Below are 26789 nucleotides of genomic sequence, written 5' to 3'. Positions count from 1 at the left end.
CCGTAGGAGTCAAGAAGTGGCATGACTACGGTGTGTTCCACCGATATCCATGAATCGTAGGATCCTCCTAGAGGGTTCCTTTCCGAGGGAACCTCGGCCGGAATACGCCTCTTCGCGGTTTCACCGGCCGGGTGAGACTGGGGGCATGCGGGGGATCGGTACGAGTTCCGACGCGTCGGCGCCCAGTACGGGCTGCGGATCGCCACCGACACGGTGATCGCCTGGGAGCGGGGCACCGCCGTGCCGAGCGAGTACGAACTCACGGCGCTGGCCGGGGTGTTGTGGTGCTCCCCGGGCGAACTGCTCACCGGTGCCCGCACCCTGCGGGAGCACCGGATGGCCAAGGGCCTGGACCCGGCGGAGTTCGCCCGGCTGCTGGGGCTGACCGGGGACGCGTACCGGCGGATGGAGGATTCCGGGCGCTGGCGCGGCAACGACCGGCAGTCGGCGCTGCTCAACAAGGTGCTGGGGCTGACGGCCGCCGGGTTCGTGACGGTGTCCGGCCGGGACGAGGAGCTGACCGGGCTGCTGCGCGACGCGGTGACGACGCGCTGGCAGGCCCGGGTCCGGCCGGTGGCGAAGCTGGTGCCGCTGGAACGCGGGGTGGTCCAGGACGTGCTGGAGCAACTGCACGCCGATTACCAGGCGTTGATGGCCCCGACGCTGAGCTGGAGCGGCACGGGTGCGGAGCGGGCCGGGACGACGGGCGATGCGGGGCGGGCCTTCCTGGCCGAGGTCCTGGAGCGGTTCTGGCGGACGGCCGGAGTGCACGGGCCGCACGTCTGAACCCCGCTCCGGCCGGCCGCCACCCGGCCCGGGGCCGGACCGCCCGGCCCGGTCCCAGCCACCGGCCGCCCCGTCACCACGGCCCGGTCTCAGCCGCCGGCCGTCCCCGTCGCCACCGGGTCGAAGGAGAACAGACTCTTCTTCTCCCCCGCGCAGTCCGTCTGCACCAGTTCGGCGCCGCGCTCCTTGCTGTACCTCTCGGCACCGACGCACAGGCGGGTGTGGACGGGACGGATCCGGTAGCCCTCGACGGGGCTGCCCACGGGCTCGATCCGGAACTGCTCCGCCTCGTCGCGCTTGCCGCACTCCTGGTCCTGGAGCGGGGCCCCGTCGTCCTCCACCCCGTTCCAGATCCCGGTGCAGCCCGGACCGTAGACCGGGTGGTCGGTCTCGATCCGCCAGACGCCCCCGCCCAGCGGCCGGAGGGAGAAGCCCGGGATCGTCTCCTGCTCGCACCGCACCTGGTACAGCCGCCCGCTGTCGCTGCCCCGCTCCTCGGAGAGGCAGAACCCGGAGTGCACGGACCGTATCTGCACCGTCCGCCCCGCCACGGGCCCGGTCGCCGAGCGGGTGTCCGGCCGGCCCCCGTCCCCTCCGATCAGAACGACGGTCGTCGCGACGGCGGCGAGCACGACCGCCAGGAGGACCGCCGTCAGGACGATGCGGWCCCTCCGGCGGCGGGCGGGGTCCGGGCCGGCGGGCGGGGCGGACGACGGCCGCGCCGACCGGTCCGCGGGGTCGTCCCCGGCCGCCCCGGCCGCCCCGTCCTCCTCCGCCCGGTCGCCGCTCCCGCTCCCGCTCCCGGCCGTCGCGCTCCGCCGCCCGTGCACGGCGAGTTCCTTGCGCACCACGAGCCAGTCCCCGACCTCCGCGGGCCCGCATCCGCAGGCCCGTACGAACGCGGCGAGGAGTTCCTCGCGCGGGACGGACGTGCGCCCGAGCATGTTGGCGATCGTGGACCTCGGCAGGACGTCCCCGACGGCGTCGGCCCGCTGGCTCAGTTCGCGGAACGTCAGCCCCGACGCGTCCTTGAGCATCCGCAGGAGGGCGACGAACTCGTCCGCGCTCCGCGCCTCCCGGGGGTCCGGAGCCCTGCCCTCGACCACCATGTTTCCGTGCCCCTCCCCTGGAATCCGTGTCCGGACAGAGTTGGGACATGTCCCGGACAGGGACAAGCCTTGTTGATCCGGGCCCCGGGCTCAAGAGTTGATTCCGGCACCGGGGCCGTCCGGTTCCGGTGCCTCCGTACGGCCACGGGCCGGAGCAACGGCGAGCGGCCCTGACCGTCCACGGGGGGACAGTCAGGGCCGCCGGGTTCCGGCACGCGACGGCGCCGTCGCGCGGGCGGGTCAGAAGACCGATTCCGCCTCGTCCATCCGGTCCTTGGGAACCGTCTTGAGCTGGGTGATCGCGTCGGCGAGCGGAACCATCACGATGTCGTTGCCGCGCAGCGCCGTCATCCGCCCGAAGTCGCCCCGGTGGGCCGCCTCCACCGCGTGCCAGCCGAAGCGGGTGGCGAGCACCCGGTCGTACGCGGTCGGCGTGCCGCCGCGCTGGACATGGCCGAGAATGACCGGTCGGGCCTCCTTGCCGAGCCGGGTCTCCAGCTCGATGGCCAGCCGGTTGCCGATGCCCTGGAAGCGCTCGTGGCCGTACTGGTCGATCTCGCCCTTGGCGTACGGCATGGAGCCCTCGGCCGGGTGCGCGCCCTCGGCGACGCAGATGACCGCGAACTTCTTGCCGCGCGCGAAGCGTTCCTCGACCATCTTCACCAGGTCGTCGACCTCGAAGCGGCGCTCGGGGAGGCAGATGCCGTGCGCGCCGCCGGCCATGCCGGACTCCAGCGCGATCCAGCCCGCGTGGCGGCCCATCACCTCGACGACCATGACCCGCTGGTGCGATTCGGCGGTGGTCTTGAGACGGTCTATGGCCTCGGTCGCGACGCCCACGGCGGTGTCGAAGCCGAAGGTGCGGTCGGTGGCGGAGATGTCGTTGTCGATGGTCTTGGGCACGCCGACGACGGGCATCCCGGCGTCCGACAGCATCCGGGCGGCGGTCAGGGTGCCCTCGCCGCCGATCGGGATGAGGGCGTCCATGCCGTAACGGCGGCTCAGCTCGGCGCAGTTCTCGGCGGCCTCGCGCAGCCGGTCGCGCTCCAGCCGGGCCGAGCCGAGGATGGTGCCGCCGCGGGCGAGGATTCCGCTGACCGCGTTGAGGTCGAGGGCCCGGAAGTGGCCGTCGAGGAGTCCCTTGAACCCGTCCTCGAAGCCGATGACCTCATCGCCGTGACCCACCACGGCTCGGTGCACGACCGACCGGATCACTGCGTTCAGGCCTGGGCAGTCGCCGCCTGCGGTGAGAACTCCGATGCGCATCGTGCTGTGTCTCCTGCTCGTCCGTGCCGGGCGCCTGGGGTCGGTCGCCGACGTTCCCCGTACCGTGGCCACGGCAATTGTTCCACGCTGGTACGGACCTGGCGCTCCCGGCGGGCCGGGGACGCCCTCACGGGTGTCCCGCCGGTACGTCGCGGCGCACCGGTGACGGGGCCAGCGACGGGGCCGGGGAAGGCTCCGGCGGGCCCCGGAACGGGGCCGTTCGCCCGGCGGGCGGCGCCTCGCCCCCCACAGGTATCGTCAACATGTCAATACCATCCCAAACCGCAATCGGACGGGAGAGCACGCGTGACGCGCAGCGTGTACGTGACCGGGATCGACCGGGGAGACGGCCGCCAGGTCGTCGATCTGGGAGTCATGGAACTCCTGACGCGTCAGGTGGACCGGGTCGGGGTGTTCCGGCCCCTCGTCCACGACGGACCCGATCGGCTGTTCGAACTGCTGCGGGCCCGCTACCGGCTCTCCCAGGACCCCGGCTCGGCCTACGGCCTGGACTACCACGAGGCGTCCGCGCTCCAGGCGGAGCAGGGCACGGACGAGCTGGTGACCCGGCTCGTCGAAAGGTTTCACCAGGTCGCCCGGAAGTACGAGGTCGTGCTGGTGCTCGGCACCGACTTCGCCGCCACCCAGCTGCCCGACGAGCTGGCGCTCAACGCGCGCCTGGCCAACGAGTTCGGCGCCTCGGTGATCGTGGTGGTCGGCGGGAAGGGCCAGGACGCCCGGTCCGTGCGGGCCGAGGCCCGCAACGCCCACCGCGCCTACGCCGGGCTGGGCTGCGACGTCATCACGATGGTCGTGAACCGGGTGGCGTCCGAGGACCGCGACGCCATCGCGGACCGGCTGGCGGCCCGGCTGCCCGTCCCCTGTTCGGTCCTGCCCGACGATCCGGCGCTCTCCGCGCCGACCGTCGCCCAGATCACCGCGGCGCTGGACGGCACGGTGCTGCTCGGCGACGACTCCGGACTGGCCAGGGACGTGCTGGACTTCGTCTTCGGCGGCGCGATGCTGCCGAACATGCTGAACGCGCTGACGCCGGGCTGCCTGGTGGTCACCCCCGGGGACCGGGCGGACCTGGTGGTCGGCTCGCTGGCCGCGCACAGTGCCGGGACGCCGCCCATAGCCGGTGTGCTGCTGACCCTGGACGAGCGCCCGGGCGAGGAGATACTCACGCTGGCCGCGCGACTCGCACCGGGCACCCCGGTCGTGTCGGTGGCCGGCGGCTCCTTCCCCACCGCGGCCAGGCTCTTCGCCCTGGAGGGCAAGCTGAACGCGGCGACGCCCCGCAAGGCGGAGACCGCGCTGGGCCTGTTCGAACGCCATGTGGACACCGGCGCCCTGCTGGAGCGGATCTCGGTGGCCCGCAGCGACCGCGTCACCCCGATGATGTTCGAGCACGAACTGCTGGAGCAGGCCCGCGCCGACCGGCGCCGGGTGGTCCTGCCGGAGGGCACCGAGGAACGGGTGCTGCGCGCCGCCGACGTGCTGATGCGCCGCGACGTCTGCGACCTCACCCTGCTCGGCGATCCCGACCTCATCCGCAAGAAGGCGGCCGACCTCGGCATCGACCTCGCCGAGACCCGGATCGTCGACCCGCAGACCTCCGAGCTGCGCCAGGTGTTCGCCGAGCGGTACGCGCGGCTGCGGGCGCACCGCGGGGTCACGGTGGAGCTGGCGTACGACGTCGTCGCGGACGTCAACTACTTCGGCACCCTGATGGTCGAGGAGGGCCTGGCGGACGGCATGGTCTCCGGCGCCGTGCACTCCACCGCGGCGACGATCCGCCCGGCGTTCGAGATCATCAAGACCAAGGCGGCCGAGCCGAGCCCGTCGGGCGGGGCGGTGGCGGGCGACGGGAGGGCGAAGCCGGACGCCTCGATCGTCTCCTCCGTCTTCTTCATGTGCCTGGCCGACAAGGTGCTGGTGTACGGCGACTGCGCGGTCAATCCGGACCCGGACGCGAAGCAGCTCGCCGACATCGCGGTGCAGTCGGCCGCCACCGCCGCCCGCTTCGGCGTGGAGCCGCGGATCGCGATGCTGTCGTACTCGACGGGCACCTCCGGTTCGGGCGCCGACGTCGACAAGGTGCGCGCGGCGACGGACCTGGTCCGGGCGAGCCGGCCGGACCTCAGGATCGAGGGCCCGATCCAGTACGACGCCGCGGTGGAGCCGAGCGTCGCCGCGACGAAGCTGCCCGGTTCCGAGGTGGCGGGGCAGGCGACGGTGCTGGTCTTCCCGGACCTGAACACCGGCAACAACACCTACAAGGCCGTGCAGCGCTCGGCGGGCGCGGTGGCCGTCGGGCCGGTCCTCCAGGGGCTGCGCAAGCCCGTCAACGACCTGTCCCGCGGCGCGCTCGTCCAGGACATCGTCAACACCGTGGCCATCACGGCGATCCAGGCGCAGGGCGAGGAGTGAACGGATGACCATCCCGACCACAGAGGGTTCCGGCGCGGCGGGCGCGTACCGCGTACTGGTCCTCAACTCCGGCTCCTCGTCGGTGAAGTACCAGCTGCTGGACATGAACGACCGCTCCCGGCTCGCGGTGGGGCTGGTCGAGCGGATCGGCGAGGAGACCTCCCGGCTGGTGCACACCCCGCTGCTCGGCGGGGGCGCCGAGCAGCGCGAGCGCGTCGGTCCGATCGCCGACCACGAGGCGGCGCTGAAGGCGGCGGCCGAGGAACTGGCGGCCGACGGGCTGGGCCTGGACTCCCCGGAGCTGGCGGCGATCGGCCACCGGGTGGTGCACGGCGGGCTGCGGTTCACCGAGCCCGTGGTGATCGACGACGAGGTGCTGGAGGAGATCGAGCGCCTGGTGCCGGTGGCCCCGCTGCACAATCCGGCGAACCTCACCGGCATCCGCACCGCGCGGGCCCTGCGGCCGGACCTCCCGCAGGTGGCGGTCTTCGACACGGCCTTCCACACGACGATGCCGGAGTACGCGGCGCGGTACGCGATCGACACGGAGACCGCCGACGCGCACCGCATCCGGCGCTACGGCTTCCACGGCACCTCGCACGCGTACGTCTCGCGCAGGGCGGCCGAGCTGCTGGGGCGCGCACCCGAGGAGGTCAACGTCATCGTGCTGCACCTGGGCAACGGCGCCTCGGCGTCGGCGGTGGCCGGGGGCCGGTGCGTGGAGACCTCGATGGGGCTGACCCCGCTGGAGGGGCTGGTGATGGGGACCCGTTCCGGGGACGTCGATCCCGCCGTCACCTTCCACCTCGAACGGGTCGCGGGCATGTCGACGGACGAGATCGACGTCCTGCTCAACAAGAAGAGCGGTCTGGTCGGGCTCTGCGGCGACAACGACATGCGGGAGATCCGGCGCCGGGTCGACGAGGGCGACGAGCGGGCGGCGCTGGCGTTCGACATCTACGTGCACCGGCTGAAGAAGTACATCGGCGCCTATTCGGCGGTCCTCGGCCGGGTGGACGCGGTGGTGTTCACGGCGGGGGTCGGGGAGAACTCTGCGCCGGTGCGACAGGCTGCCATCGCCGGTCTGGAGGAGTTCGGGCTGGTGGTGGACGCGGATCTGAACGAGGTGCGGTCCGGCGGGCCCCGGCTGATCTCGCCGGACTACGCGCGGGTCGCGGTCGCCGTGGTGCCGACGGACGAGGAACTGGAGATCGCCGACCAGACCTTCGCGCTCGTCGGACAGGTCCACAACTGAGCGCCCCCGCGCCCCTTTGTACCTTCCACCAGACGGAATATTCCGCAGCGAAACAAACCGATAGGATCCGCCCCATGCGCCGTTCCAAAATCGTCTGCACACTCGGTCCCGCCGTCGACTCCCACGAGCAGCTGGTCGCTCTGATCGAGGCCGGCATGAGCGTGGCCCGCTTCAACTTCAGCCACGGCACCCACGAGGAGCACCGGGCCCGGTACGACCGGGTCCGCAGGGCCGCCGCCGAGACCGGCCGGGCGATCGGCGTGCTCGCCGACCTCCAGGGGCCGAAGATCCGTCTGGCGAAGTTCGCCGAGGGCCCCGTCGAGCTGGTCCGCGGGGACGAGTTCACCATCACCGCGGAGGACGTCCCCGGCGACAAGTCGATCTGCGGCACGACCTACAAGGGGCTGCCCGGCGACGTCGCCAAGGGCGACCCGATCCTGATCAACGACGGCAACGTCGAGCTGAAGGTCGTCGCGGTCGAGGGTCCCCGGGTGCGGACGATCGTCATCGAGGGCGGCGTCATCTCCGACCACAAGGGCATCAACCTGCCCGGCGCGGCGGTCAACGTCCCGGCCCTGTCCGAGAAGGACGTCGACGACCTGCGGTTCGCCCTGCGGATGGGCTGCGACCTGGTGGCGCTGTCCTTCGTGCGGGACGCCGACGACATCAAGGACGTCCACAAGGTGATGGACGAGGAGGGCCGCCGGGTCCCCGTCATCGCCAAGGTCGAGAAGCCGCAGGCGGTCGAGCACATGCAGGAGGTCGTCATGGCCTTCGACGGTGTGATGGTGGCCCGCGGCGACCTGGCCGTGGAGTATCCGCTGGAGAAGGTCCCGATGGTGCAGAAGCGCCTGGTGGAGCTCTGCCGCCGGAACGCCAAGCCGGTGATCGTGGCGACCCAGATGATGGAGTCGATGATCACCAACTCGCGGCCGACCCGCGCCGAGGCGTCCGACGTCGCCAACGCGATCCTGGACGGCGCGGACGCGGTCATGCTGTCGGCCGAGTCCAGCGTGGGCGCGTACCCGATCGAGACGGTCAAGACGATGTCGAAGATCGTCGTCGCCGCCGAGCAGGAGCTGCTCTCCAAGGGGCTCCAGCCGCTGGTGCCGGGCAAGAAGCCGCGCACCCAGGGCGGTTCGGTGGCCCGCGCGGCCTGCGAGATCGCGGACTTCCTGAACGGCAAGGCGCTGGTCGCCTTCACCAAGTCCGGCGACACGGCCCGCCGGCTCTCCCGCTACCGCGCGGAGCAGCCCATCCTGGCCTTCACCACGGACGAGTCCACCCGCAACCAGCTCTCGCTGAGCTGGGGCGTCGAGGCCCATGTGGTGCCGCACGTGGACAACACGGACGCGATGGTCGACCTGGTCGACGGCGAGCTGCTGAAGCTGGGCCGTTACAACGAGGGCGACACCATGGTCATCACGGCCGGTTCGCCCCCCGGCATCCCCGGCACGACGAACATGGTCCGGGTGCACCACGTCGGCGGCGGCGCGCGCGACTGACCCGGCCCGTATCCCGTACGGCGCGGCTGTGGGCCGCACTCCCCCGAGGAGTGCGGCCCACAGTGCCGTGCGGGAACGCCGTCTCTAGTTGTTCCCGCCGGTGAAGTAGTTGTGCAGCCCGGGGATGGTGAGGGTGCCGCCGAACTGACCGGCCTGGACCACCTTGACCTTGGTGAAGATGGCCAGGGGCACGTTCAGCGGGGGCGGTGCCTGGGGGCTGAACGTCACCGGGATCAGGCCGAAGAGATTGCCCTTCAGCTCCTCGGTGTACATCGTGACCTCGCCGTCGCGGATGGTGGACTTGGAGCCCTTCCGCGCCTCCACGTGGGCCGTCGTGCCGTTCGGGCCGACGGTCTTCTGGTGGAGGTTGTCGATGTCGATGGAGCTGGCGGTGAACTTCAGCACCTTCTTGACGGTGCCGCCGTACGTCTTCACCTCGACGATGCCCTTGTAGTCCAGCCCCTTGAGGGTGAGCGCCGAACTCTCCAGGATCCACGGGTCGTCCGGGAGCAGCGGGATGCCCGCCTCCAGGTCGGCCGCGGCCAGCGCCTCGGCGTCGAGGGTCGGGCAGGGGAAGGGCTGCTTGGCGCCGTCCGGGATGTCCTCGTCCTTCTTGGCGTCGAGGCCCTTGACGCTCTCGTCCAGCTCCTCGACCTTCTCGCCCGCCCTGCCCGCGGCCTCGCGGATGGCGTCGGCGGTCCTGCCGGCCGCCTCGTCCGCCGTCTTCTCCGCGGTGTCGGTGGCCTTCTCGGCGGGCTTCTCGGCGGTCTGCGACGGCTTCGGGGACTCGGTGCTCCCGGTCGGGGACGGGTCCGCCGTCTCCTCCTTCTTGTCCGGTCCGTCGAAGAGGTCACGCAGCGCGTCGCCGACGCCCAGCGGGTCGAGCGGGTTCCTCGACTGCGTCGGGGTGGGCGAGTCGCTCGGCGTGGCGGCGGGTGCCGCGGCCTTCGTCTCCGGCTTCGCGGCCTCGCCCGCGGACGGGGTGGCCGAGGGCTTCGGGGCCGTCGTGTCGTCCGTCTTCCCGTCACCGGAGTCGGTGGCGGACGGGGACGGCGACCCGGTCCGGGAGGCGGACGGCGAGGGCGACTCGCTCGGCTCGTCGGAGCGGGTCACGCAGGGGCCGGGAGCGAACGGGATCTCCGGGTTGTCGTCGGCCATCGCGAGCTTGGGGGTGAGACCCATGCCCACGAAGACGGCCGTCGGCATCGCGGCGAGCGCGAACGCCTTGCCGGCCGGTATGTGCAGCTTCGTCAACAGCGACTTCCTGGGGGCCGCGTGACGCGGTCCGCTCTTCGGCCGGAGGTCCTCCCCGGTCGAGTTCAGCTGCGTCTCGTCACCCCGCACGATGCCTCCCGCCGTCGACCTCAACTGTCGTGTCGTACTGCTCCGGCTGCTGGGACACCGCCGCCGTGGTGTGGAACTCGGAACCGGGCTCCTGCGCGCCCAGGCCGTTCCCGGCCGCCGCGGAGTCCACCGCGCCGACGGGCCCGGGGTCGGGCTTCGGCTCGCCCGGGGCCCACGAGACGGAGAGCGCGCCGCCCAGCATGGAGAACAGGAAACCGATCAGGAAGCCGCCGAGGTTGGCCACCGGAATCGAGATCAGCGCCAGCAGGATCGCGGCGACGCCGGCGAACACCCGCACGATGTGGTGGAACCACATCGTGAGCCCCAGCGTGATCAGCAGGACCCCGATGATCAGGGACCCGGCCCCGGCGGTCGTGGACATCGCCAGCGTGACGTTGCCGAGGTGCATGTTGGCGTACGGGAAATACGCGATGGGAAGGCCACCCACCATGGTGAACAGGCCCGCCCAGAACGGCCGATTACCCCGCCAGACACGGAATGCGCGCCAGAAGACGCGAAGGTAATGGTCGTTCTGCCCTGTGGACTCGGGGCTCATGGAAAACAGCTCCCTGGAACCGGTACTGCTGTGAGAGGTGAAAGGGTGGGTGGCCGGGCCCCCGCGAGGAGGTCCCGGCCACCCGGCGGGTGCTTAGTAGCACTCCTTGACGCCACTGTGCAGCCGCAGGCTCAGGTTGCTGAGCTTGAACGTACCGGCCGTGGTCGCCCACGCCGTCTGCTTCACGTTCTTCAGCGTCACCGACTCGGCGCGCTGCGCGAAGCCGTTCGGGTTGACCCTGTCCTCGGTCTTCGGCTGGATGCCGGGCTTGCCGACGTTGCCGGCCGCGACGCCGATGTCGATGTTCTTGAACGACGCGTCGGCGTCGAGCTCGGCGACATCGAGGTACAGGTTGGTCGCCCGTACCGGCTTGGCCGGGTCCGTACCCGCCTTCAGCTGGAGCGTGACGGTGCCGAGGCCGAACGGCAGGCCAGGCGTGACCACCGACTGGCACATGTTGGTGATGGTGGCCTTGCTGAAGCCGGACACGGCCACGGCGTGCGCCGCGTCGCCGCCCTTGAGGTCCTTGCCGGTAGCGACGCTGCCGTACTGGACGAAGTCCTCACCGACGAGCTTGTCCGTGCTCACCTTGAAGCTCTGGCCGGACACGCTGAAGGACGCCGCGAGGGCACCCTGCGCGAGACCGACACCCACCGCCGCGGTCGCGACGACGCTCGGCACCATGACCAGAGCGAAACGCTTCCATCTGGTGCCGCCACGAACCTGGGAACTCATATTTTTCCTCCTTCTCGGACGTACATCTCCGGTCCGGGCCTCGGCCCGTCCTGGGATGGGAGAAGTGCTACGTCCTCGGGAAGGAGAGCGCCTGCGTACGGAGGCACGAACCGCGCCCGAACCACCGGCGATCACCCCCGAGCGACAACCACTGGTCACGCATGCGCGCGACCCGTATCGGACAGGCCCTGCCGGACGGCAGGAACCCCCCTGTCCGGAGCCGGCCACGACTGCCGCCGACCCACTCGGTGGGGACCCAACGGGGCCGCCGCACCGACTGGCGGTCGGGCTGACGTTATTGGACCGAGCCCGGCCGATCGTGGTGCATTCCCGCCCGTGGCACAAGGGGGTTCGTTACTCGCTAGTAACGGCCTGATAACCAACGCTCGACCGACCGAGACCGGGCCGCCACACAGGGTGGCACCGAATCGGCGGACGAAGGGGTGGATCGACACCCCAAAGGGGACAGATCCCGGGTCGGGATTTACTCCGAGTAACAGGCTCTACCTTTATCAAGATTTGGTAAAGCGGAGGTGTCTCTTATCGCCCGATCGCGAAAACGGCCGCGGCAACCGGCGGGCGCCGCGGCCGTGTTGTCACATCAGAACAAGACCCGGGCCAGCGCCGTACGCGCGGCCACGACCCGCGGGTCGTCCGGGCCGATCACCTCGAACAGCTCCAGCAGCCGCACCCGCGCGGCGTCCCGGTCGTCGCCGAAGGTGCGGCGCACCGTCTCGACGAGCCGGCCGAAGGCGTCCTCGACATGACCGCCGACCAGATCCAGGTCGGCCGCCGCGAGCTGCGCGGCGACGTCGGCCGGTCCCTCGGCCGCGTCCTTGCGGACCTGCTGCGCGTCCATGTCCTTGACCCGGGAGAGGAGTTCGGCCTGGGCGAGGCCGAGCTTGGCCTCCGTGTTGGCCGGGTCGTCGGACAGGACGTCGCGGTAAGCCTGGACGGCGCCGGCGAAGTCATTGGCGTCCAGCGCCCGCGCGGCGGTTTCGAGCAGGGCGTCGTACGGCCCGGCGGGCACCTCGGCCGGGGCCCGGTCGGCGTCTTCCGCGGCGTCCTGGTCGACCACGATCCCGGTGAGCCCGAACCGCTCCTCGCCGACCTGGATCAACTGGTCCAGCGTCTGCCGGATCTGGGCCTCGGGGGCCACGCCCTGGAAGAGCGGGAGGGCCTGGCCGGCGACGACGGCGAAGACCGCCGGGATGCCCTGGATGCCGAACTGCTGCATCAGCATCTGGTTGGCGTCGACATCGATCTTGGCCAGCACGAAGCGGCCGTTGTACTCACGGGCCAGGCGCTCCAGGAGCGGACCCAGCTGCTTGCACGGCTCGCACCACTCGGCCCAGAAGTCGATGACGACCGGGACTTCGGCGGAACGCTGCAGGACATCGCTCTCGAAGCCCGCCTCGTCGACGTCGATCACCAGGGCGGACGGGGACACGGCACCGCCACCGCCCTGCCGGGCGGCCTCGGCACGGGCCTGCTCCGCTTTCGCCTTGGCCTCACCGGCCGCCTTCACCGCGGCGAGGTCGACGACGCCGCTCATGGACATGTTCCTAGGCTGCATACGTACATCCTCCCCCCTTGGCACGCCGATCCGAAAAGCGAGACGGGAACCGTGTCCGCCCACAACCCCCGCCGGTGTGCGGGGGACGCGCGGACGGACACGGTCCGAGGGCCCCTGAAAGACCCGTTGGACCCCTGAAAGGCCCGTTTCGGCCCCGGGTCCCCACCCGGTGCCTGCGGTTGTCATTCGGTCGCGGCGTCACGACGGCATGACCGTCGCCCTTACGCTACGACCCGTAGCGTAACTTCCCCGTACCCCTCGCGCACAAGTGCGCCCGGTGATCTGTCTCACGGCTCCGGGGACCGGTCGGTTCTACTTACTGACCGGTATGGTCACGGCATGCCGAGCCGCCCCCACCCCAAACCCCCACGAACGGGACGCCCGCGCAGCGTCGCGGCCGACGAGGCCATCCTGGAGGCGACCAGGGCCTCCCTGGTCGATCTCGGCTGGTCGAAGCTGACGATGAGCGACGTGGCGACGCGGGCCGGGGTCGCCAAGACGACCCTGTACCGGCGGTGGGCGGGCAAGAACGAACTGGTCGTGGACGCCGTCGCGGTGCTCTTCGACGAACTGGAACTGCCCGATCTGGGCAGCCTGTCGGCCGATGTGCAGTCGGTGGTGCTCCAGTTCGCCGCGCTGCTGGAGCGGCCGGAGACCCGGACGGCGCTGATGGCGGTGGTCGCGGAGTCGACCCGCGACGAGGCGTTGCGGGCCCGGATACGCGACTCGATCGTGGACCGGCAGAAGCGGCTGGTGCTCCAGGGGCGCCGACGGGCCCAGGAGCGCGGGGAACTGCCCCGGGAACAGGACGAGGACGTGGCGGCGACGACCGCCGACCTGATCTTCGACGTGATCGCCGGTGCGGTGGTGCACCGGGTCCTGGTGAGCGCGGAGCCCGTGGACGCGGACTGGGCCCGCCGCTTCACCGTGCTGCTGCTCGCGGGGCTGGGCGCGGCGGCCTCCGTCTGAGCACCGCCCCCGGCGGTGCGCGGTACGGACACGACGGTGCGGTTCCCGGGAGCGGGGCCCGCCGCCCCGCCGCTCCCGGGAACCCGTCCGTCCGTCAGAAGCCCGGCGGCTCCGTGTAGATGCCCCACTCGTCGCGCAGGACTCCGCAGATCTCGCCGAGCGTGGCCTCGGCCCGCACCGCGTCGAGCATCGGCGCGATCATGTTGGAGCCGTCGCGGGCGGCGGCCAGCATCGCGTCCAGGGCCGCCTTCACCCGGGCGTCGTCGCGGGCGTCCTTGCGGCCGCCCAGCACCCGGACCTGCTCGCGCTCGACCTCGTGGCTGACCCGGAGGATCTCCAGGTCGCCGGTGACCGAGCCGTGGTGGACGTTGACGCCGACGACCCGCTTCTCGCCCTTCTCCAGCGCCTGCTGGTAGCGGAAGGCGGACTCGGCGATCTCGCCGGTGAACCAGCCGTCCTCGATGCCGCGCAGGATGCCGGAGGTGATGGGCCCGATCGGGTGCTGCCCGTCCGGGTGGGCCCGGGTGCCGCGCTCCTTGATCTGCTCGAAGATCTTCTCGGCGTCGGCCTCGATCCGGTCGGTGAGCTGCTCGACGTACCAGGAACCGCCCAGCGGGTCGGCCACGTTGGCGACGCCGGTCTCCTCCATCAGCACCTGCTGGGTGCGCAGCGCGATCTCGGCGGCCTGCTCGGAGGGGAGCGCGAGGGTCTCGTCGAGGGCGTTGGTGTGCAGCGAGTTGGTGCCGCCGAGGACCGCGGAGAGCGCCTCGACGGCGGTCCGCACGACGTTGTTGTACGGCTGCTGGGCGGTGAGCGAGACGCCTGCGGTCTGGGTGTGGAAGCGGAGCCACTGCGCCTTGTCGGTCTTCGCCCCGTAGACCTCCTTCATCCAGCGGGCCCAGATCCGGCGGGCGGCGCGGAACTTGGCGATCTCCTCGAAGAAGTCGAGGTGCGCGTCGAAGAAGAAGGAGAGGCCGGGCGCGAAGGTGTCGACGTCCAGGCCGCGGGAGAGGCCGAGCTCCACGTAGCCGAAGCCGTCGGCCAGGGTGTACGCGAGCTCCTGCGCGGCCGTCGCGCCGGCCTCGCGGATGTGGTAGCCGGAGACCGAGAGCGGCTTGTAGGCGGGGATGTCGCGGGCGCAGTGCTCCATCAGGTCGCCGATGAGGCGCAGATGGGGCTCGGGCTGGAAGAGCCACTCCTTCTGCGCGATGTACTCCTTGAAGATGTCGGTCTGGAGCGTGCCGTTGAGCACCCCCGGGTCGACGCCCTGGCGCTCGGCGGCGACCAGGTACATGCAGAAGACCGGGACGGCGGGGCCGCTGATCGTCATGGACGTGGTGACGTCGCCGAGCGGGATGTCCTTGAAGAGGATCTCCATGTCGGCGGCGGAGTCGATGGCCACGCCGCAGTGCCCGACCTCGCCGAGCGAGCGGGGGTCGTCGGAGTCGCGGCCCATCAGGGTCGGCATGTCGAAGGCGACGCTGAGCCCGCCGCCGCCGGCGGCCAGGATCATCTTGTAGCGCTCGTTGGTCTGCTCGGCGTTGCCGAAGCCCGCGAACTGGCGGATGGTCCAGGTGCGGCCCCGGTAGCCGGTCGGGTGCAGCCCCCGGGTGAAGGGGTACTCGCCGGGCCAGCCGATCCGCTCGAACCCCTCGTACGCGTCGCCGGGGCGGGGCCCGTAGACGGGCTCCACCGGGTCCCCGGAGAGCGTGGTGAAGTCCGCGTCGCGCTTGCGGGCCTTGTCGTAACGGGCCTGCCAGCGGCGGCGGCCCTCCTCGATCGCGTCAGCGTCCATGCCCTCGAATTTACTAGGACGTCCTAGTAAATGTCGATGGCAAACCGCCCGGTGCTCGGCACGGGGCGGTTCGGGGGGGTGCGGACGGACCGGTCGCGGACCGGCGGACCGGCGGGCCCTCAGGCCTTGGCGGTCGCCGGGGCGGCGGTGGCGAGCAGCGGCTCGACCTCGCGGACGACCTTGCGCTCGACGAAGAACGCGGCCGTCGGGATGGTGCCGGAGATCAGGACCCAGAGCAGCTTGCCCATCGGCCACTTCGCCTTGGAACCGAGGTCGAAGGCGAAGATCAGGTAGACGATGTAGAGCACACCGTGGACCTGGGAGACGACGAGCGTCAGGCCCTCGCCCTTGTCGAAGCCGTATTTGAAGATCATGCAGACGCAGAGGACGAGCAGCATGACGGCGGTGACGTAGGCCATCACCCGATAGCGGGTCAGCACGCTGGGTTTCATGGAACCGAGCGTAACCGCACGTCCGGGGCGATCTTGCAGCGGGCCGGGCCCTCGAAACGCCGTTCCATTCCCCGCCCCGGCACCCCTCCCCCGAGCCCGCGCCTACGCCTCCTCGAAGTCGTGGGCCGCGACCCGCAGCGGACGCAGCATGGCGAAGATCTCGGCGCACTCCTCGGCGTCGTACACCCCGAGTCCGAACTCCATGCCGACGAGGTCCTTCGTCGCCGCCTCGACGACCTCGCGGCCCCTGTCCGTGATGGAGGCGAGGGTTCCGCGGCCGTCGTTGGGGTTGGGGCGCTTGGCGACCAGTCCGGAGCGCACCAGCCGGTCCACGGTGTTGGTGACGGAGGTGGGGTGGACCATCAGCCGCTCCCCGATCTTGGACATCGGCAGCTCACCGGCCTTGGAGAAGGTGAGCAGCACCAGCGCCTCGTACCGGGCGAAGGTCAGTCCGTACGGCTTGACGACCGCGTCGACCTCGGCGAGCAGGATCTGCTGGGCGCGCATGATCGAGGTGATCGCCCCCATCGAGGGCACCGGGCCCCAGCGCTGCTGCCAGAGTTCGTCGGCGCGGGCGATGGGGTCGAAGGGGAGACTGAGCGGCTTCGGCACGGCATCGACCTTACCCATTGGTCACATGGTGGTCAGCCCCGTCTCGGACTTCGGTACCGAGCACGTGTTCCCCGGATCGCGGGCGGGTGGCGCGGACCTCCCGGATCACCAGCAGCGTGCACAGGGTGCCCACCGCCCCCGAGGCGGCGACGACCTGATGGACCGGGAAGAACTCCGCGGCCAGCCCGGCGAGGGCCATCCCCACGCCCTGGACCGTCATCAGCCCGGCGGTGAGCAGGGTCATCGCCCGGCCCCGCAGCGCCTCGGGCACCGCGTCGAGGAACCACTGGTCGAGCCCGATGACGTACGCCGCCCCCACCCCGGTCAGCACCAGGGAGACGAGGGTGAGCACCATGCCGGGACGGGACGCGTACAGCAGCAGGGGAAGCAGTCCGAGGGCGGCCGCGGGCAGCACGATCCGGGAGCGGGTGCGGGGGCCGAGGGCGGACCCCGCCCAGAGCTCCGCCCCGATGTGGCCGACGGCCATCGCGCACATCATCAGCCCCAGCGCCGCGGGCCCGGCGCCGATGGCGTCGGCGTAGGGCGCGGCCAGGGCCTCCGGCGCGACCACGAAGAGGGCGGGCACCCAGAAGAGCAGCATCAGCGCCCGGATCCGGCGGTCGGCGAGGACCGCCCGGGTGCCGGAGAGGGAATCCCCCAGCAGCGTCCCGCCGCCCCCGTCCGCCGCGACCGACCGGGCCGGCCGGGCCCGGGTGCCGAAGCGGAGCAGCAGCGCCGAGCAGCAGAACGTGCCGACGGCGACCGCGATCGCCCCGCGCGGCGTCAGCGCGGCCAGCAGCAGTCCGCCGGCCCCGAAACCGATGAGCAGGGCGGACTGGGAGATGATCCGCAGCAGCGAGCGGCCCAGGACGTAGAGGTCGCCCTCGCCGAGGATGTCGGTGAGCGCCGCGGCCCGTGTCCCGGTGAACACCGGCGCGACCGCCGCCACGGCGCACCGCAGCGCGAGGAGCCCTCCGACGGGGGTGCCGGGCAGCACCATGACGGCGACGCAGCAGGCGCAGACCAGGTCGCAGACGACGAGGACCCGGCGGGCGGGGTACCGGTCGGCGATCCCGGCGAAGAGGGTGCCGCCGACCGCATAGGGGAGGAGGCCCAGCGCGAAGGTGAGGGCGGAGAGCAGCGGTGAGCCGGTGAGGTCGTAGACGAGGACGGTGAGGGCGAGTTCGCTGACGGAGACGCCGAGCAGCGAGAGCAGGTGCGCCGCGAACACGGCCCGGAACTCCCGCACCCGGAACACCGCCCGGTACCCGCCGCCCGCCTCGTTCCCGGAGCCCCGCGCCCGGCTCGGGTCGTGCGGCTCGCGGGACTCCGGGGCGGGTGCCGGAGGCGTCGGCCCGGGGGCGGTGTTCCGGGTGCGGGCGGTGTTCCGGGTGCGGGAGTTCCGGGCCGTGTTCGCGGCGCACCTGCTCTCGCTGCTCGGCGTCTCCGTCAGCGAACTCGCCCTCACCGTCCTCGTCTACGACCTCACCGGCTCACCGCTGCTCTCCGCCCTCACCTTCGCGCTGGGCCTCCTCCCCTATGCGGTCGGCGGCACCCTCTTCGCCGGGATCGCCGACCGGTACCCCGCCCGCCGGGTCCTCGTCGTCTGCGACCTGCTCCGCTGCCGCTTCGCGCTCTCCCCGCTCTGGGAGACGCAGGAAGCCGTGCGCACGCTCGCCCGGCCGGGCCGGCACGGCTACCACCTGCCGTGGCTGCGGCGGATCGAGGAGACCGCCGCCGGGCTGGACCTGGAACCGCTGTGGCGGCTGATGCCCGACGGCGGGCACAACCCCGACTTCCTCTGCCCGCCCCCGATCGGCCCGCTGGCCGGCTTCGAGGAGGAGCTCGCCGCCGTCCGCGCGGTCGATCCGTCGGTGGCCGCGGACGACATGGCCCTGGCCCTCGCCGACATGCCCGGCGGCACCGGTTCCCCGGCCGGGCGCCGGATGCTGGCCGATCCGGCGCGTACGGTCCAGGAGCTGGCGGATCTGCTGGAGCGGGCCTGGCATCTGATGATCGAGCCGCACTGGCCGCGTCTGCGCGCCCTGCTGGAGGCCGACATCGCCTACCACTCGCGACGGCTGGCCGAGATCGGCTTCGAGCGGCTGCTGGGCGAGCTGAGCCCGCAGCTGCGCTGGACCGGATCGACGCTCACGGTGACCGGCACCCGCGGGAACCACGCCCGGGTGCTCGGCGGGGAGGGACTGGTCCTGATGCCCAGCGTCTTCGTCTGGCCCGATGTCGTCGGCGGCTACGAGCCGCCCTGGCTGCCCGCGGTGATCTATCCGGCCCGCGGCATCGGCGGCCTGTGGACGGAGGCCGCGGACCGCACCCCCGACGTACTGGCCCGGCTGCTCGGGCGGGCCCGCGCCGACGTCCTGTGCGCACTCGACGAACCGGCCGGGACCACGGCGCTGGCGCACCGGCTCTCGCTCGCGCCCTCGTCCGTGTCGGAGCACCTGTCGGTGCTGCGCGCGGCGGGGCTGCTCACCTCACGCCGGTACGGCCACCAGGTGCTGTACGAGCGCACTCCCCTGGGCATCGCGCTGACGGCCGGGGCCCCGTGAAGGACCCGCGCGCGTGCGCGGGTTTCACGGGGCCCCGGGAACCGGACCGGTTCACCGCGCCAGGTATCGCTCGACCGTCTCGACCTTGCCGGTCAGGCCGTCGGTGACGCCGGGGCGGATGTCGGCCTTCAGTACGAGGGAGACGCGCCCGGCGCGGGCCTCGACGGCGGCGACGGCCCGCTTGACGACGTCCATGACCTCGTCCCACTCGCCCTCGATGGAGGTGAACATGGCGTCCGTGCGGTTGGGCAGCCCGGATTCGCGGACGACGCGGACGGCGTCGGCGACGTACTCGCCGACGTCCTCGCCCACGCCCAGCGGGCTGACCGAGAACGCGACGATCATGCGCTGACCACGCCTTCGCGGCGGGCGCGGGCGGCGATGACGCCGTCGGCCTCGTAGCGCTTGAGCAGCTTGTCGCCGTACAGACCGCCGAACGGCACCACCGCCAGCAGGAAGAAGAGCGCGACGCGCTTCAGCGGCCACTTGGTCTTGGTCCAGACGTCGAGCAGCAGGACGGCGTAGATCACGAAGAGCACGCCGTGCAGGATGCCGAGCGGCATCATCAGGAAGTCGATGTCCGAGACCCGGCTGAGGACCGAGCCGAAGATGATCAGTGCCGGGAAGGAGAGCGCCTCGGGAATCGAGATGAGGCGCAGCCGGTGCAGGGCGGTAGCGGTCTTGATGTCCACGGGGGCACCTTCGGTGGGAGGGTCGTGACAGCTTGTGAACGCGGGCACAAGCTCGCCCCATTGTGGCATCGGCCCGGACGGCACCCGGCGGCGGGGGCGGTCCCGGACGGATGTGCGGTCCGGGGCGTCCTCCGGCGGGGCGCGGCGACCGGTCCCGCACCGCGGGGCCCGCGTTCCGTACCGCGGGACCGGCGTCCCGGGCCGTAACGTCCCGATCGCGTACGGATACCGTCCCGGATGCGTATCAGGGGTCCGTCAAGGGGGCCGGATCATGCCCGGGGCCCTGTCCCGGCCCGGGGCCCGCCGGTTAACGTCGGGTCCGTGGCAATGTTCCGACTCCAAGGCAGCAGAACGCTCGCCGTCGACCTGGCCGGTGACGCCGTCAAGGCGAAGAACGGCTCGATGGTCGCCTACGACGGCCGGATGACGTTCAAGAAGATGACCGGCGGCGGTGACGGCCTGCGCGGGATGGTGACCCGTCGGCTGACCGGTGAGCAGATGGCCGTGATGCAGGTGACCGGCGAGGGCACCTGCTACTTCGCGGACCGGGCGAGCGAGATCACCCTCGTCTCGCTGCACGGCGACAAGCTCCACGTCGAGGCGAGCAACCTGCTGTGCACCGACTCCTCGCTGCGCACCGGCACCACCTTCACCGGGCTGCGCGGCGGGGCGAGCGGCAACGGACTGTTCACCACCACCGTCGAGGGCACCGGGCAGGTGGCGATCATGTCGGACGGCGCGGCGGTGGCGCTGCGGGTCTCCGGGCAGTACCCGCTGTGCGTCGACCCCGGCGCCTACGTCGCCCACCAGGGCGACCTGCGCCAGCAGTTCCAGACGGGAGTCGGTTTCCGGACGCTGATCGGCGAGAGCTCCGGGGAGTCCTTCCAGATCCGGTTCGAGGGCGAGGGCGTCGTCTACGTCCAGCCGAGCGAGCGGAACACCATCGGGGGCGATGTCTGATGCCGTTCCGCGAGATCAACTCGAGGATGGTCGAGGCGACGGTGGTTCCCGGCCAGAAGCTGTTCAGCCAGCGCGGGGCGATGCTCGCCCACCGCGGCGAGGTGTCGTTCACCCCGAACATCCAGGGCGGCCAGGGCGGCGTGATGTCGATGATCGGCCGCCGGGTGGCGGGCGAGGCGACCCCGCTGATGACGGTCGAGGGCAACGGCACGGTGATGTTCGGCCACGGCGGCCACCACATCCAGGTGATCGACCTGTCCGGCGACACCCTGTACGTGGAGGCCGACCGGCTGCTCGCCTTCGACGGGACGCTCCAGCAGGGCACCATGTTCATGGGTTCGCAGGGCGGCGTGATGGGCATGGTGCGCGGCCAGGTGACCGGCCAGGGGCTGTTCACCACCACCCTGAAGGGGCACGGCTCGGTCGCCGTGATGGCCCACGGCGGGGTGATCGAGCTGCCGATCGTCCCGGGCCGCTCGGTGCACGTGGACCCGCAGGCGTACGTCGCGCACCACGGCGACGTGCGCAACAAGCTCTCCACCGCGCTCGGTTGGCGCGACATGGTGGGGCGCGGCTCCGGCGAGGCGTTCCAGCTGGAGCTGAGCGGCAGCGGCGCGGTGTACGTCCAGGCCTCGGAGGAGAAGCTGTGAGCACGCCCGTGATCTTCGATCCGATGACGCTGCCGTCGGACGACAACGTCAACGCGTACACCTTCTGCGTGGAGCTCAAGGGGAGCCAGTGGTTCCTGCAGAAGGGCAAGATGATCGCCTACTACGGGCGGATCGAGTTCGACGGCGTGGGCAACGGCCGCTTCGACCGGCTGCTCCGCACGAGCTTCCACTCGCCGCTGCACGCGGGCGACTGGGTGGTGGCCGAGGGCAGCGGCAAGATGCTGCTCGCGGACCGGGCCTTCGACGTGAACTCCTACGACCTGGACGACGGGAACCTGACGATCCGGTCCGGCAACCTGCTCGCCTACCAGCCGACGCTGGCGCTGAAGCAGTCGATCGTGCCGGGCTTCCTGACCCTGATCGGCACGGGGAAGTTCGTGGCCGCCTCCAACGGTCCGGTGGTCTTCATGGAGCCGCCGCTGCGGGTCGATCCGCAGGCCCTGGTGGGCTGGGCGGACTGCCCCTCGCCGTGCCACCACTACGACCACGGCTACATGACGGGCGTGATCGGCGGGCTGCGGGCGCTGACCGGCATCGGGGGCACCTCGGGCGAGGAGCACCAGTTCGAGTTCGTCGGGGCGGGCACGGTGCTGCTCCAGTCGACCGAGGTCCTGATGGCCGAGCAGGCGACGGGAGCGGTGCCGGGCGAGCCCGGGGTGCCCGGCGGCGGGGGGCCGGGCCGTCCCGGCGTGCCGCCCCGGACGTCCGGCGGCTCGGGTCAACCTGGCGCCTCACCCCGATTGCCCGGTCAGCTGGGGGATCTCCAGCGTCGCTTCGGTTTGTGAACGGTAGTCTGCGGAGCGTGACGTCGAACGTCTGCGCCCCGGCCCTCCTCCGGCGGGTACCGACCGTCACACCCCTCACTTCGTCCGGCTTTCAACTTCTTAGGTAGAATCCACATTATGGAGACCGAGACGGCCACCCGTTGGCTGAGCGACGCGGAGCAATGCGCCTGGCGCACCCACCTGGACGTCAGCAGGCTGCTGATGCACCAGCTGGAGAAGGACCTCCAGCCGTTCGGACTGACCAACAACGACTACGAGATCCTGGTCAACCTCTCGGAGTCGGAGGACCAGCGCATGCGGATGAGCGACCTCGCCGCCGCGACGCTGCAGTCCAAGAGCAGGCTCTCGCACCAGATCACCCGGATGGAGAACGCCGGGCTGGTCCGCCGGGAGAACTGCGAGTCCGACCGGCGCGGTCTGTTCGCGGTCCTGACCGAGGACGGCGCGGAGACGATGCGGAAGGTGGCCCCGCACCACGTGGCCTCCGTCCGCAAGCACTTCATGGACCTGCTGACGCCGGAGGCGCTGGCGAACCTGCACGCGGCCCTGACGCCGGTCGCGGAACACCTGCGCGGACGCCGCGGCAAGATCTGACCGCACCGGGGCCGGACGGCGTCCGGCCCCGCCCGGCGGTGCACCGGTACGGCGGTACGCGGTGCTCAGCCGGCGGCCGGCAGCCGGAGCGTGAACCGGGCGCCGCCCTCCGGCGCGCCGTCCGCCGTCAGCCCGCCACCGTGCCGGACGGCGACGTCCCGGGCGATGGCCAGGCCGAGGCCCGCGCCGCCGTCGTCCCGGGTGCGGGCGTCGTCGAGGCGGACGAAGCGCTCGAAGATCCGCTCGCGCTCGTCCGCCGGGACCCCCGCCCCGTCGTCGGTGACCTCGACGAGGACGTCGCCCCGCTCCGCCGCCCGCACCGAGACCGTCACCGTGTCCCGTGCGTGGCGCTCGGCGTTGTCCAGCAGATTGCCGATCACCCGCGCCAACTGCCCGCGCGATCCGGTCACTTCGAAGTCGCCGGAGTCCGGAACCGACACCGTCACCGGGATGCGGTCGCCGACCCGCTGGGAGACCTCCTCGCGCACCAGCGCCCCCAGGTCCAGCGTCGAACGGCCCGGCCGCTCCCCCGCGTCCAGCCGGGCCAGCAGCAGCAGATCCGCGGCCAGCGCCTGGAGCCGTACGGTGTCGGCGACCGCGCCCGGCACGTCCAGCAGCTCCGGATGGGCCGCGCCCACCTCCAACTGGGTGCGCAGGGAGGCGATCGGGCTGCGCAGTTCGTGCGAGGCGTCCGCGACGAACCGGCGCTGGCGGTCCACCGACGCCTCCAGGGCCGTCAGGGTCTCGTTGGTGGTGCGGGCCAGCCGGGCGATCTCGTCGCGCGAGGCGGGCTCCGGCACCCGGCGGCTCAGGTCCTCGGACGCGGTGATCGCGGCCATCTCGCGCCGGATGCCCTCGACCGGGCGCAGCGCCCGCCGGGTCACCAGCCAGGTCACCCCGGCGACGACGAGCAGCAGCACCGGCAGCCCGATCAGCATCGCGCCGCGCACGGTGCCCACGGCCTCCTGCTCGGCGGCCAGCGGGGCGCCCGCGTGGACGGTCAGGGTCACCCCCCGGGACGTGGTCGCCCGGACGGAGGCGAAGCGGTAGTCGGCGCTCTCGCCGTCGACGGTTGCGGTGCCGTTGGTGAAGTCCGGTTCGTCCGGGTCGACTTCGCCGCGGGCCGGGGCGGCCCCGTCGTCGTCCGCCGGGTCGTCGTCCCCGTCCTCCCCGTCGTCGGAGCCGGAGCCCCGTCCCGGGGCGGCGGACGGGACCGGCGAGACCCGGTCCGTGCCGGTCCCGGAGATCGCCTCCAGGTCCTTGGAGACGGCGACCACGCGCCCGTCCTCGTCGACCACCTGGACCGGGTGGTCCTCCTCGTCGCGCGTCTCCAGCCGGTCGTAGGGCACGTCGAGGGCCAACTGACCGGCCACCTCACGGGCCACCACCTCGGCCTGGAGCCCCGCCTGCCCGGTGAGGTTGGCGCGCAGCACCAGGAGCACGGCGATCCCGGCGCCGATCAGCGCGAGGGCGACCACCACCGTGGCGCCCAGCGCGGCCCTGGCCCGTACCGACCTCACGGCGCCTCCAGCCGGTAGCCCGCCCCGCGCACGGTGCGGATGGCGGACGCGCCGAGCTTGCGCCGCAGCGTGCTCACGTACACCTCGACGATGTTCGGGTCGCCGTCGTAGGCGAAGTCCCAGACGTGCTCCAGGATGTCCGCCTTGCTCACCACCTGCCCGGACCGCAGCACGAGCTGTTCCAGCACCGCGAACTCCTTGGTGGTGAGGGCGATCTCGGTGCCGCCGAGGTGGACGCGGCGGGCCGCGGTGTCCATGCGCAGGGAACCGGCCTCGATCACCGGGGAGGCACCGCGCCCGCCCCGGCGCCGCAGCAGCGCCCGGATCCTCGCCACGAGCACGACGTACGAGAACGGTTTGGTCAGGTAGTCGTCGGCCCCGGTGTCCAGGCCCTCCGCCTCGTCGTACTCCCCGTCCTTCGCCGTCAGCATCAGGATCGGCGTCTCGTGACCGGCGGCGCGCAGGGCGGCGCAGACCCGGTAGCCGTTCATCCCGGGCAGCATGATGTCGAGGACGACGAGGTCGTACACCCCCTCGGAGGCCCGGTGCAGTCCTTCGAGCCCGTCGTGCACGACGTCCACGGCGAAGCCCTCGGCGGTGAGCCCGGCGGCCAGGGACGTCGCCAGCCGCTTCTCGTCCTCCACGATCAACAGACGCATGGGCCCAGGGTCGCAAACCGAACCTGAAGACGGCTTCAGGTGGCTTCAGGCTGCGTTCAGCATCACCCCGGCAGTGTGGTTCCCGTCGAGACCTGAGCACCCGATCGGGAGGAACCCCATGAAGCGCAAGATCGTCATCGCCGCAGTCGCCGCCGCAGTGCTGGTCGGCGGCGGGGCCGCCGGCGCGGTCGCCTTCGCCGACGACGACGGCCACGACCGCGAGGTCCGCAGCAGCGTGGCGAGCGACGGCACCGCCCGCGTCTCCGTGCAGGACGCCGTCGCCGCCGCCCTGAAGGCCGTCCCCGGCACGGTCACCGGGGCCGAACTGGACGACGAGGACGGCGGGCTGGTCTGGGAGCTCGACGTGTACGGCTCCGACAAGGTCTGGCACGACGTGACGGTGGACGCGGGCAACGGCAAGGTGCTCGGCAAGCACACCGACGACGAGGACGACGACCGCGACCGGCACGCCCCCCGGTCGGCCGCCGTGTCGCTGGACTCGGCGACCGGCGCCGCGCTGAAGGCGGCCCCCGGGACCGTGACCTCCGTCGACCTGGACGACGACCGCGGCGCGGCGCACTGGGAGGTCGAGGTCCGGGGCGAGGACGGCAAGGAGCACGAGCTGGAGGTCGACGCGAGGACGGGCAAGGTCACCGCGGACCGGTCGGACGACGACGGGCACGCCGGGGGCGACGGCAAGCACGACGACAGGCACGACGACGACCGCGACGGCGACGACGGCTGACGGGCCCCGCCCGCCGGGGGAACGTCAGGGCACCAGGCCCGACAGGACCGTCCCGTCCTCGAAGGACAGGAAGACGACGTTCCCCCGCACGACGAGCGAGACGCTCGCCGGGTCGACCCCGTCCGGCCATCCGACCATCGGGTCGCTGGTCCAGTCCGGCTCCCCCTCGGTGTCCATGTCGATGCCGTCCAGCTTCGACTCGCCCACCACGAAGGCCCGGTCCCCGATCAGGACCGACGGCCCCACCATCTCCAGGCCCTTGCCGCCCTCGTAGGTCGCCCAGTACTGCCGCCCGTCGGCCACGCCGAACGCGTACGTGCCGGTCCGGCTGCCCACCACGGCCCTGCCGTCGTCCGAGAGCGCGGGCCGGTAGACGATGTCCACCCCGGCGGCGACCGAACGGCGGTTCCGCGGGGCGGTCGCGTCGATCACCGTCAGCCCGCCGGAACCGGCGCACAGCAGCAGTTTCCCCTTCAGGACCGGCATGCGGCAGGAGACGTCCCCGGCCCCGACGGAGCCCAGCCGGCTGCCGTCCGTGCCCTTCAGGACGGTGACGCCGTCCCCGGCCACGACGAGCCGGCCGTCGGAGAAGGCCAGGGCGGCCCCGTCGGCCCGGTCGTCCCACTCCTCGTCCCACTTGACCGCGTGCTTGCCGGTGAGTTCCCGGGCGACGATCCGCGCGCCGCCCGTTCCGGCGGCCTTCACGGCGTAGTAGAGGACCTTGCCGGACGGGACGGAGTCGGTCACCCGGGCGCCGTCCGGCAGCGGCTCCCGCCACCGCTCGGCCCCGTCGGACAGGGCGCGCGCCACCAGGGCGCCGTCCTCGAAGACGTACACGGTGGCACCGACGACGGCGGCCACCGAGGCCGGGTCGGCTCCCGCCCTCCCCGGCGGGGACTGCCAGCGCCGCTTCCCGTTCGCCGCGTCCAGCACGGTGACGCGCGGCGAGCCGCCGCAGACCAGGGCCGTGTCCGCGAGGACGCATTTCGCCGGACCGCCCTCGATCCGGGTCTTCCACGCCTTCCAGCCCGCCGGCTGGGCCGCGAGCTCCGTGGCCGCCTTCCCGAAGTCCCCGGTGCGCCCGGCGTCGCCGCCGGGGTAGACGGCCGGGTACGCCGCGGTCCGGACGGCGCCCGGGTGACCGACTCCGTCCCGTCCGGCAAGGTCCTCTACTACGCCGTGAAGGCCGCCGGAACGGGCGGC

26 protein-coding genes are annotated in these 26789 nt (G+C 72.0%); 11 read left to right on the top strand and 15 right to left on the bottom strand.

Going from position 1 to position 26789, the window contains the following annotated elements:
* The first annotated feature begins 192 nt into the window (after nucleotides 1-192).
* Nucleotides 193-786, top strand: a complete 594-nt coding sequence (locus tag EAO76_RS31555; RefSeq protein WP_148839282.1) for a helix-turn-helix transcriptional regulator — start codon at nucleotides 193-195, stop codon at nucleotides 784-786.
* A gap of 89 nt (nucleotides 787-875) precedes the next feature.
* On the opposite strand, the gene EAO76_RS31550 is transcribed toward EAO76_RS31555, so the two are convergent.
* Nucleotides 876-1895 carry an XRE family transcriptional regulator gene (locus EAO76_RS31550; protein ID WP_148839281.1) on the bottom strand — a complete coding sequence of 340 codons (1020 nt, stop codon included), beginning with the start codon at nucleotides 1893-1895 and terminating at the stop codon, nucleotides 876-878.
* A 240-nt stretch (nucleotides 1896-2135) separates the two neighbouring features.
* Entirely contained in the window at nucleotides 2136-3161 is a 1026-nt protein-coding gene (locus EAO76_RS31545) for an ATP-dependent 6-phosphofructokinase (protein WP_148839280.1), read from the bottom strand.
* Between the two features lie 306 nt (nucleotides 3162-3467).
* Here EAO76_RS31545 and pta point away from each other — a divergent pair, with 306 nt between their 5' ends.
* From pta to pyk, 3 genes are all read left to right on the top strand, one after another.
* A complete protein-coding gene (pta, locus tag EAO76_RS31540; protein ID WP_148839279.1) occupies nucleotides 3468-5594 on the top strand; it encodes a phosphate acetyltransferase in 2127 nt (708 codons plus the stop codon).
* 4 nt (nucleotides 5595-5598) lie between these two features.
* Nucleotides 5599-6849 carry an acetate kinase gene (locus EAO76_RS31535; protein WP_148839278.1) on the top strand — a complete coding sequence of 417 codons (1251 nt, stop codon included), beginning with the start codon at nucleotides 5599-5601 and terminating at the stop codon, nucleotides 6847-6849.
* A gap of 74 nt (nucleotides 6850-6923) precedes the next feature.
* Complete coding sequence (gene pyk / locus EAO76_RS31530; protein WP_148839277.1) at nucleotides 6924-8354, top strand: pyruvate kinase; 1431 nt, start codon at nucleotides 6924-6926, stop codon at nucleotides 8352-8354.
* An 84-nt stretch (nucleotides 8355-8438) separates the two neighbouring features.
* Here pyk and EAO76_RS31525 read toward each other — a convergent pair whose 3' ends face one another.
* The 4 genes from EAO76_RS31525 to EAO76_RS31510 form a co-directional block, all read right to left on the bottom strand.
* Nucleotides 8439-9698, bottom strand: coding sequence for a hypothetical protein (locus EAO76_RS31525; protein WP_148839276.1), 1260 nt, complete (start codon nucleotides 9696-9698; stop codon nucleotides 8439-8441).
* Complete coding sequence (locus EAO76_RS31520) at nucleotides 9688-10254, bottom strand: DUF6114 domain-containing protein (RefSeq protein ID WP_148839275.1); 567 nt, start codon at nucleotides 10252-10254, stop codon at nucleotides 9688-9690. Before EAO76_RS31520 ends, EAO76_RS31525 begins: the two co-directional genes overlap by 11 nt.
* Nucleotides 10255-10347: 93 nt before the next feature.
* The gene (locus tag EAO76_RS31515; protein WP_148839274.1) at nucleotides 10348-10989 is read right to left on the bottom strand and encodes a DUF6230 family protein; all 642 of its coding nucleotides are present in this window, start codon (nucleotides 10987-10989) and stop codon (nucleotides 10348-10350) included.
* 601 nt (nucleotides 10990-11590) lie between these two features.
* Nucleotides 11591-12565 carry a tetratricopeptide repeat protein gene (locus tag EAO76_RS31510; RefSeq protein WP_187438851.1) on the bottom strand — a complete coding sequence of 325 codons (975 nt, stop codon included), beginning with the start codon at nucleotides 12563-12565 and terminating at the stop codon, nucleotides 11591-11593.
* A 339-nt stretch (nucleotides 12566-12904) separates the two neighbouring features.
* On the opposite strand from EAO76_RS31510, the gene EAO76_RS31505 reads away from it, so the two are divergent.
* Nucleotides 12905-13534 (top strand): TetR/AcrR family transcriptional regulator, encoded by a 630-nt coding sequence (locus EAO76_RS31505; RefSeq protein ID WP_148839273.1) that lies wholly within the window; start codon nucleotides 12905-12907, stop codon nucleotides 13532-13534.
* 94 nt (nucleotides 13535-13628) lie between these two features.
* On the opposite strand, the gene EAO76_RS31500 is transcribed toward EAO76_RS31505, so the two are convergent.
* The 4 genes from EAO76_RS31500 to EAO76_RS31485 all read right to left on the bottom strand — a co-directional run bounded on the left by EAO76_RS31500 (nucleotide 13629) and on the right by EAO76_RS31485 (nucleotide 17651).
* The gene (locus EAO76_RS31500) at nucleotides 13629-15329 is read right to left on the bottom strand and encodes a methylmalonyl-CoA mutase (RefSeq protein WP_148839272.1); all 1701 of its coding nucleotides are present in this window, start codon (nucleotides 15327-15329) and stop codon (nucleotides 13629-13631) included.
* A gap of 119 nt (nucleotides 15330-15448) precedes the next feature.
* The gene (locus EAO76_RS31495; RefSeq protein ID WP_148839271.1) at nucleotides 15449-15781 is read right to left on the bottom strand and encodes a DUF3817 domain-containing protein; all 333 of its coding nucleotides are present in this window, start codon (nucleotides 15779-15781) and stop codon (nucleotides 15449-15451) included.
* Nucleotides 15782-15883: 102 nt separating this feature from the next.
* Nucleotides 15884-16393, bottom strand: a complete 510-nt coding sequence (locus EAO76_RS31490; RefSeq protein ID WP_148840415.1) for a MarR family winged helix-turn-helix transcriptional regulator — start codon at nucleotides 16391-16393, stop codon at nucleotides 15884-15886.
* Between the two features lie 10 nt (nucleotides 16394-16403).
* A complete protein-coding gene (locus tag EAO76_RS31485) occupies nucleotides 16404-17651 on the bottom strand; it encodes an MFS transporter (RefSeq protein WP_187438911.1) in 1248 nt (415 codons plus the stop codon).
* 310 nt (nucleotides 17652-17961) lie between these two features.
* Here EAO76_RS31485 and EAO76_RS31480 point away from each other — a divergent pair, with 310 nt between their 5' ends.
* Entirely contained in the window at nucleotides 17962-18960 is a 999-nt protein-coding gene (locus tag EAO76_RS31480; RefSeq protein WP_148840414.1) for a DUF5937 family protein, read from the top strand.
* 51 nt (nucleotides 18961-19011) lie between these two features.
* Here the strand turns inward: EAO76_RS31480 and EAO76_RS31475 are convergent, their stop codons facing one another.
* Both EAO76_RS31475 and EAO76_RS31470 read right to left on the bottom strand, forming a co-directional pair.
* Complete coding sequence (locus tag EAO76_RS31475; RefSeq protein ID WP_148839270.1) at nucleotides 19012-19305, bottom strand: MTH1187 family thiamine-binding protein; 294 nt, start codon at nucleotides 19303-19305, stop codon at nucleotides 19012-19014.
* Nucleotides 19302-19652 (bottom strand): DUF3817 domain-containing protein, encoded by a 351-nt coding sequence (locus tag EAO76_RS31470; RefSeq protein WP_148839269.1) that lies wholly within the window; start codon nucleotides 19650-19652, stop codon nucleotides 19302-19304. The genes EAO76_RS31475 and EAO76_RS31470 overlap by 4 nt, the downstream gene beginning before the upstream one ends.
* Nucleotides 19653-19979: 327 nt before the next feature.
* On the opposite strand from EAO76_RS31470, the gene EAO76_RS31465 reads away from it, so the two are divergent.
* From EAO76_RS31465 to EAO76_RS31450, 4 genes are all read left to right on the top strand, one after another.
* The gene (locus EAO76_RS31465) at nucleotides 19980-20612 is read left to right on the top strand and encodes an AIM24 family protein (RefSeq protein ID WP_148840413.1); all 633 of its coding nucleotides are present in this window, start codon (nucleotides 19980-19982) and stop codon (nucleotides 20610-20612) included.
* A complete protein-coding gene (locus tag EAO76_RS31460; protein ID WP_148839268.1) occupies nucleotides 20612-21262 on the top strand; it encodes an AIM24 family protein in 651 nt (216 codons plus the stop codon). Before EAO76_RS31465 ends, EAO76_RS31460 begins: the two co-directional genes overlap by 1 nt.
* Nucleotides 21259-22068, top strand: coding sequence for an AIM24 family protein (locus EAO76_RS31455; protein ID WP_148839267.1), 810 nt, complete (start codon nucleotides 21259-21261; stop codon nucleotides 22066-22068). Before EAO76_RS31460 ends, EAO76_RS31455 begins: the two co-directional genes overlap by 4 nt.
* Nucleotides 22069-22185: 117 nt before the next feature.
* Nucleotides 22186-22662, top strand: a complete 477-nt coding sequence (locus EAO76_RS31450) for a MarR family winged helix-turn-helix transcriptional regulator (protein WP_148839266.1) — start codon at nucleotides 22186-22188, stop codon at nucleotides 22660-22662.
* Between the two features lie 65 nt (nucleotides 22663-22727).
* Here EAO76_RS31450 and EAO76_RS31445 read toward each other — a convergent pair whose 3' ends face one another.
* Together EAO76_RS31445 and EAO76_RS31440 are read right to left on the bottom strand one after the other, a co-directional pair.
* Complete coding sequence (locus EAO76_RS31445; RefSeq protein ID WP_148839265.1) at nucleotides 22728-24182, bottom strand: HAMP domain-containing sensor histidine kinase; 1455 nt, start codon at nucleotides 24180-24182, stop codon at nucleotides 22728-22730.
* Nucleotides 24179-24841 (bottom strand): response regulator transcription factor, encoded by a 663-nt coding sequence (locus EAO76_RS31440; protein ID WP_148839264.1) that lies wholly within the window; start codon nucleotides 24839-24841, stop codon nucleotides 24179-24181. The genes EAO76_RS31445 and EAO76_RS31440 overlap by 4 nt, the downstream gene beginning before the upstream one ends.
* Before the next feature lie 118 nt (nucleotides 24842-24959).
* Here EAO76_RS31440 and EAO76_RS31435 point away from each other — a divergent pair, with 118 nt between their 5' ends.
* Entirely contained in the window at nucleotides 24960-25586 is a 627-nt protein-coding gene (locus EAO76_RS31435; protein ID WP_148839263.1) for a PepSY domain-containing protein, read from the top strand.
* Between the two features lie 24 nt (nucleotides 25587-25610).
* Here EAO76_RS31435 and EAO76_RS31430 read toward each other — a convergent pair.
* Nucleotides 25611-26789, bottom strand: a 1179-nt coding sequence (locus tag EAO76_RS31430) for a PQQ-binding-like beta-propeller repeat protein (protein ID WP_148839262.1), incomplete at its 5' end; no start/stop codon positions are given.

The sequence above is a fragment of the Streptomyces sp. sk2.1 genome (genome assembly GCF_008120935.1).
Taxonomy (GTDB): domain Bacteria; phylum Actinomycetota; class Actinomycetes; order Streptomycetales; family Streptomycetaceae; genus Streptomyces.
Note: the sequence above shows the minus strand (reverse complement) of the source record. Positions and strands in the feature narration are given on the sequence as shown.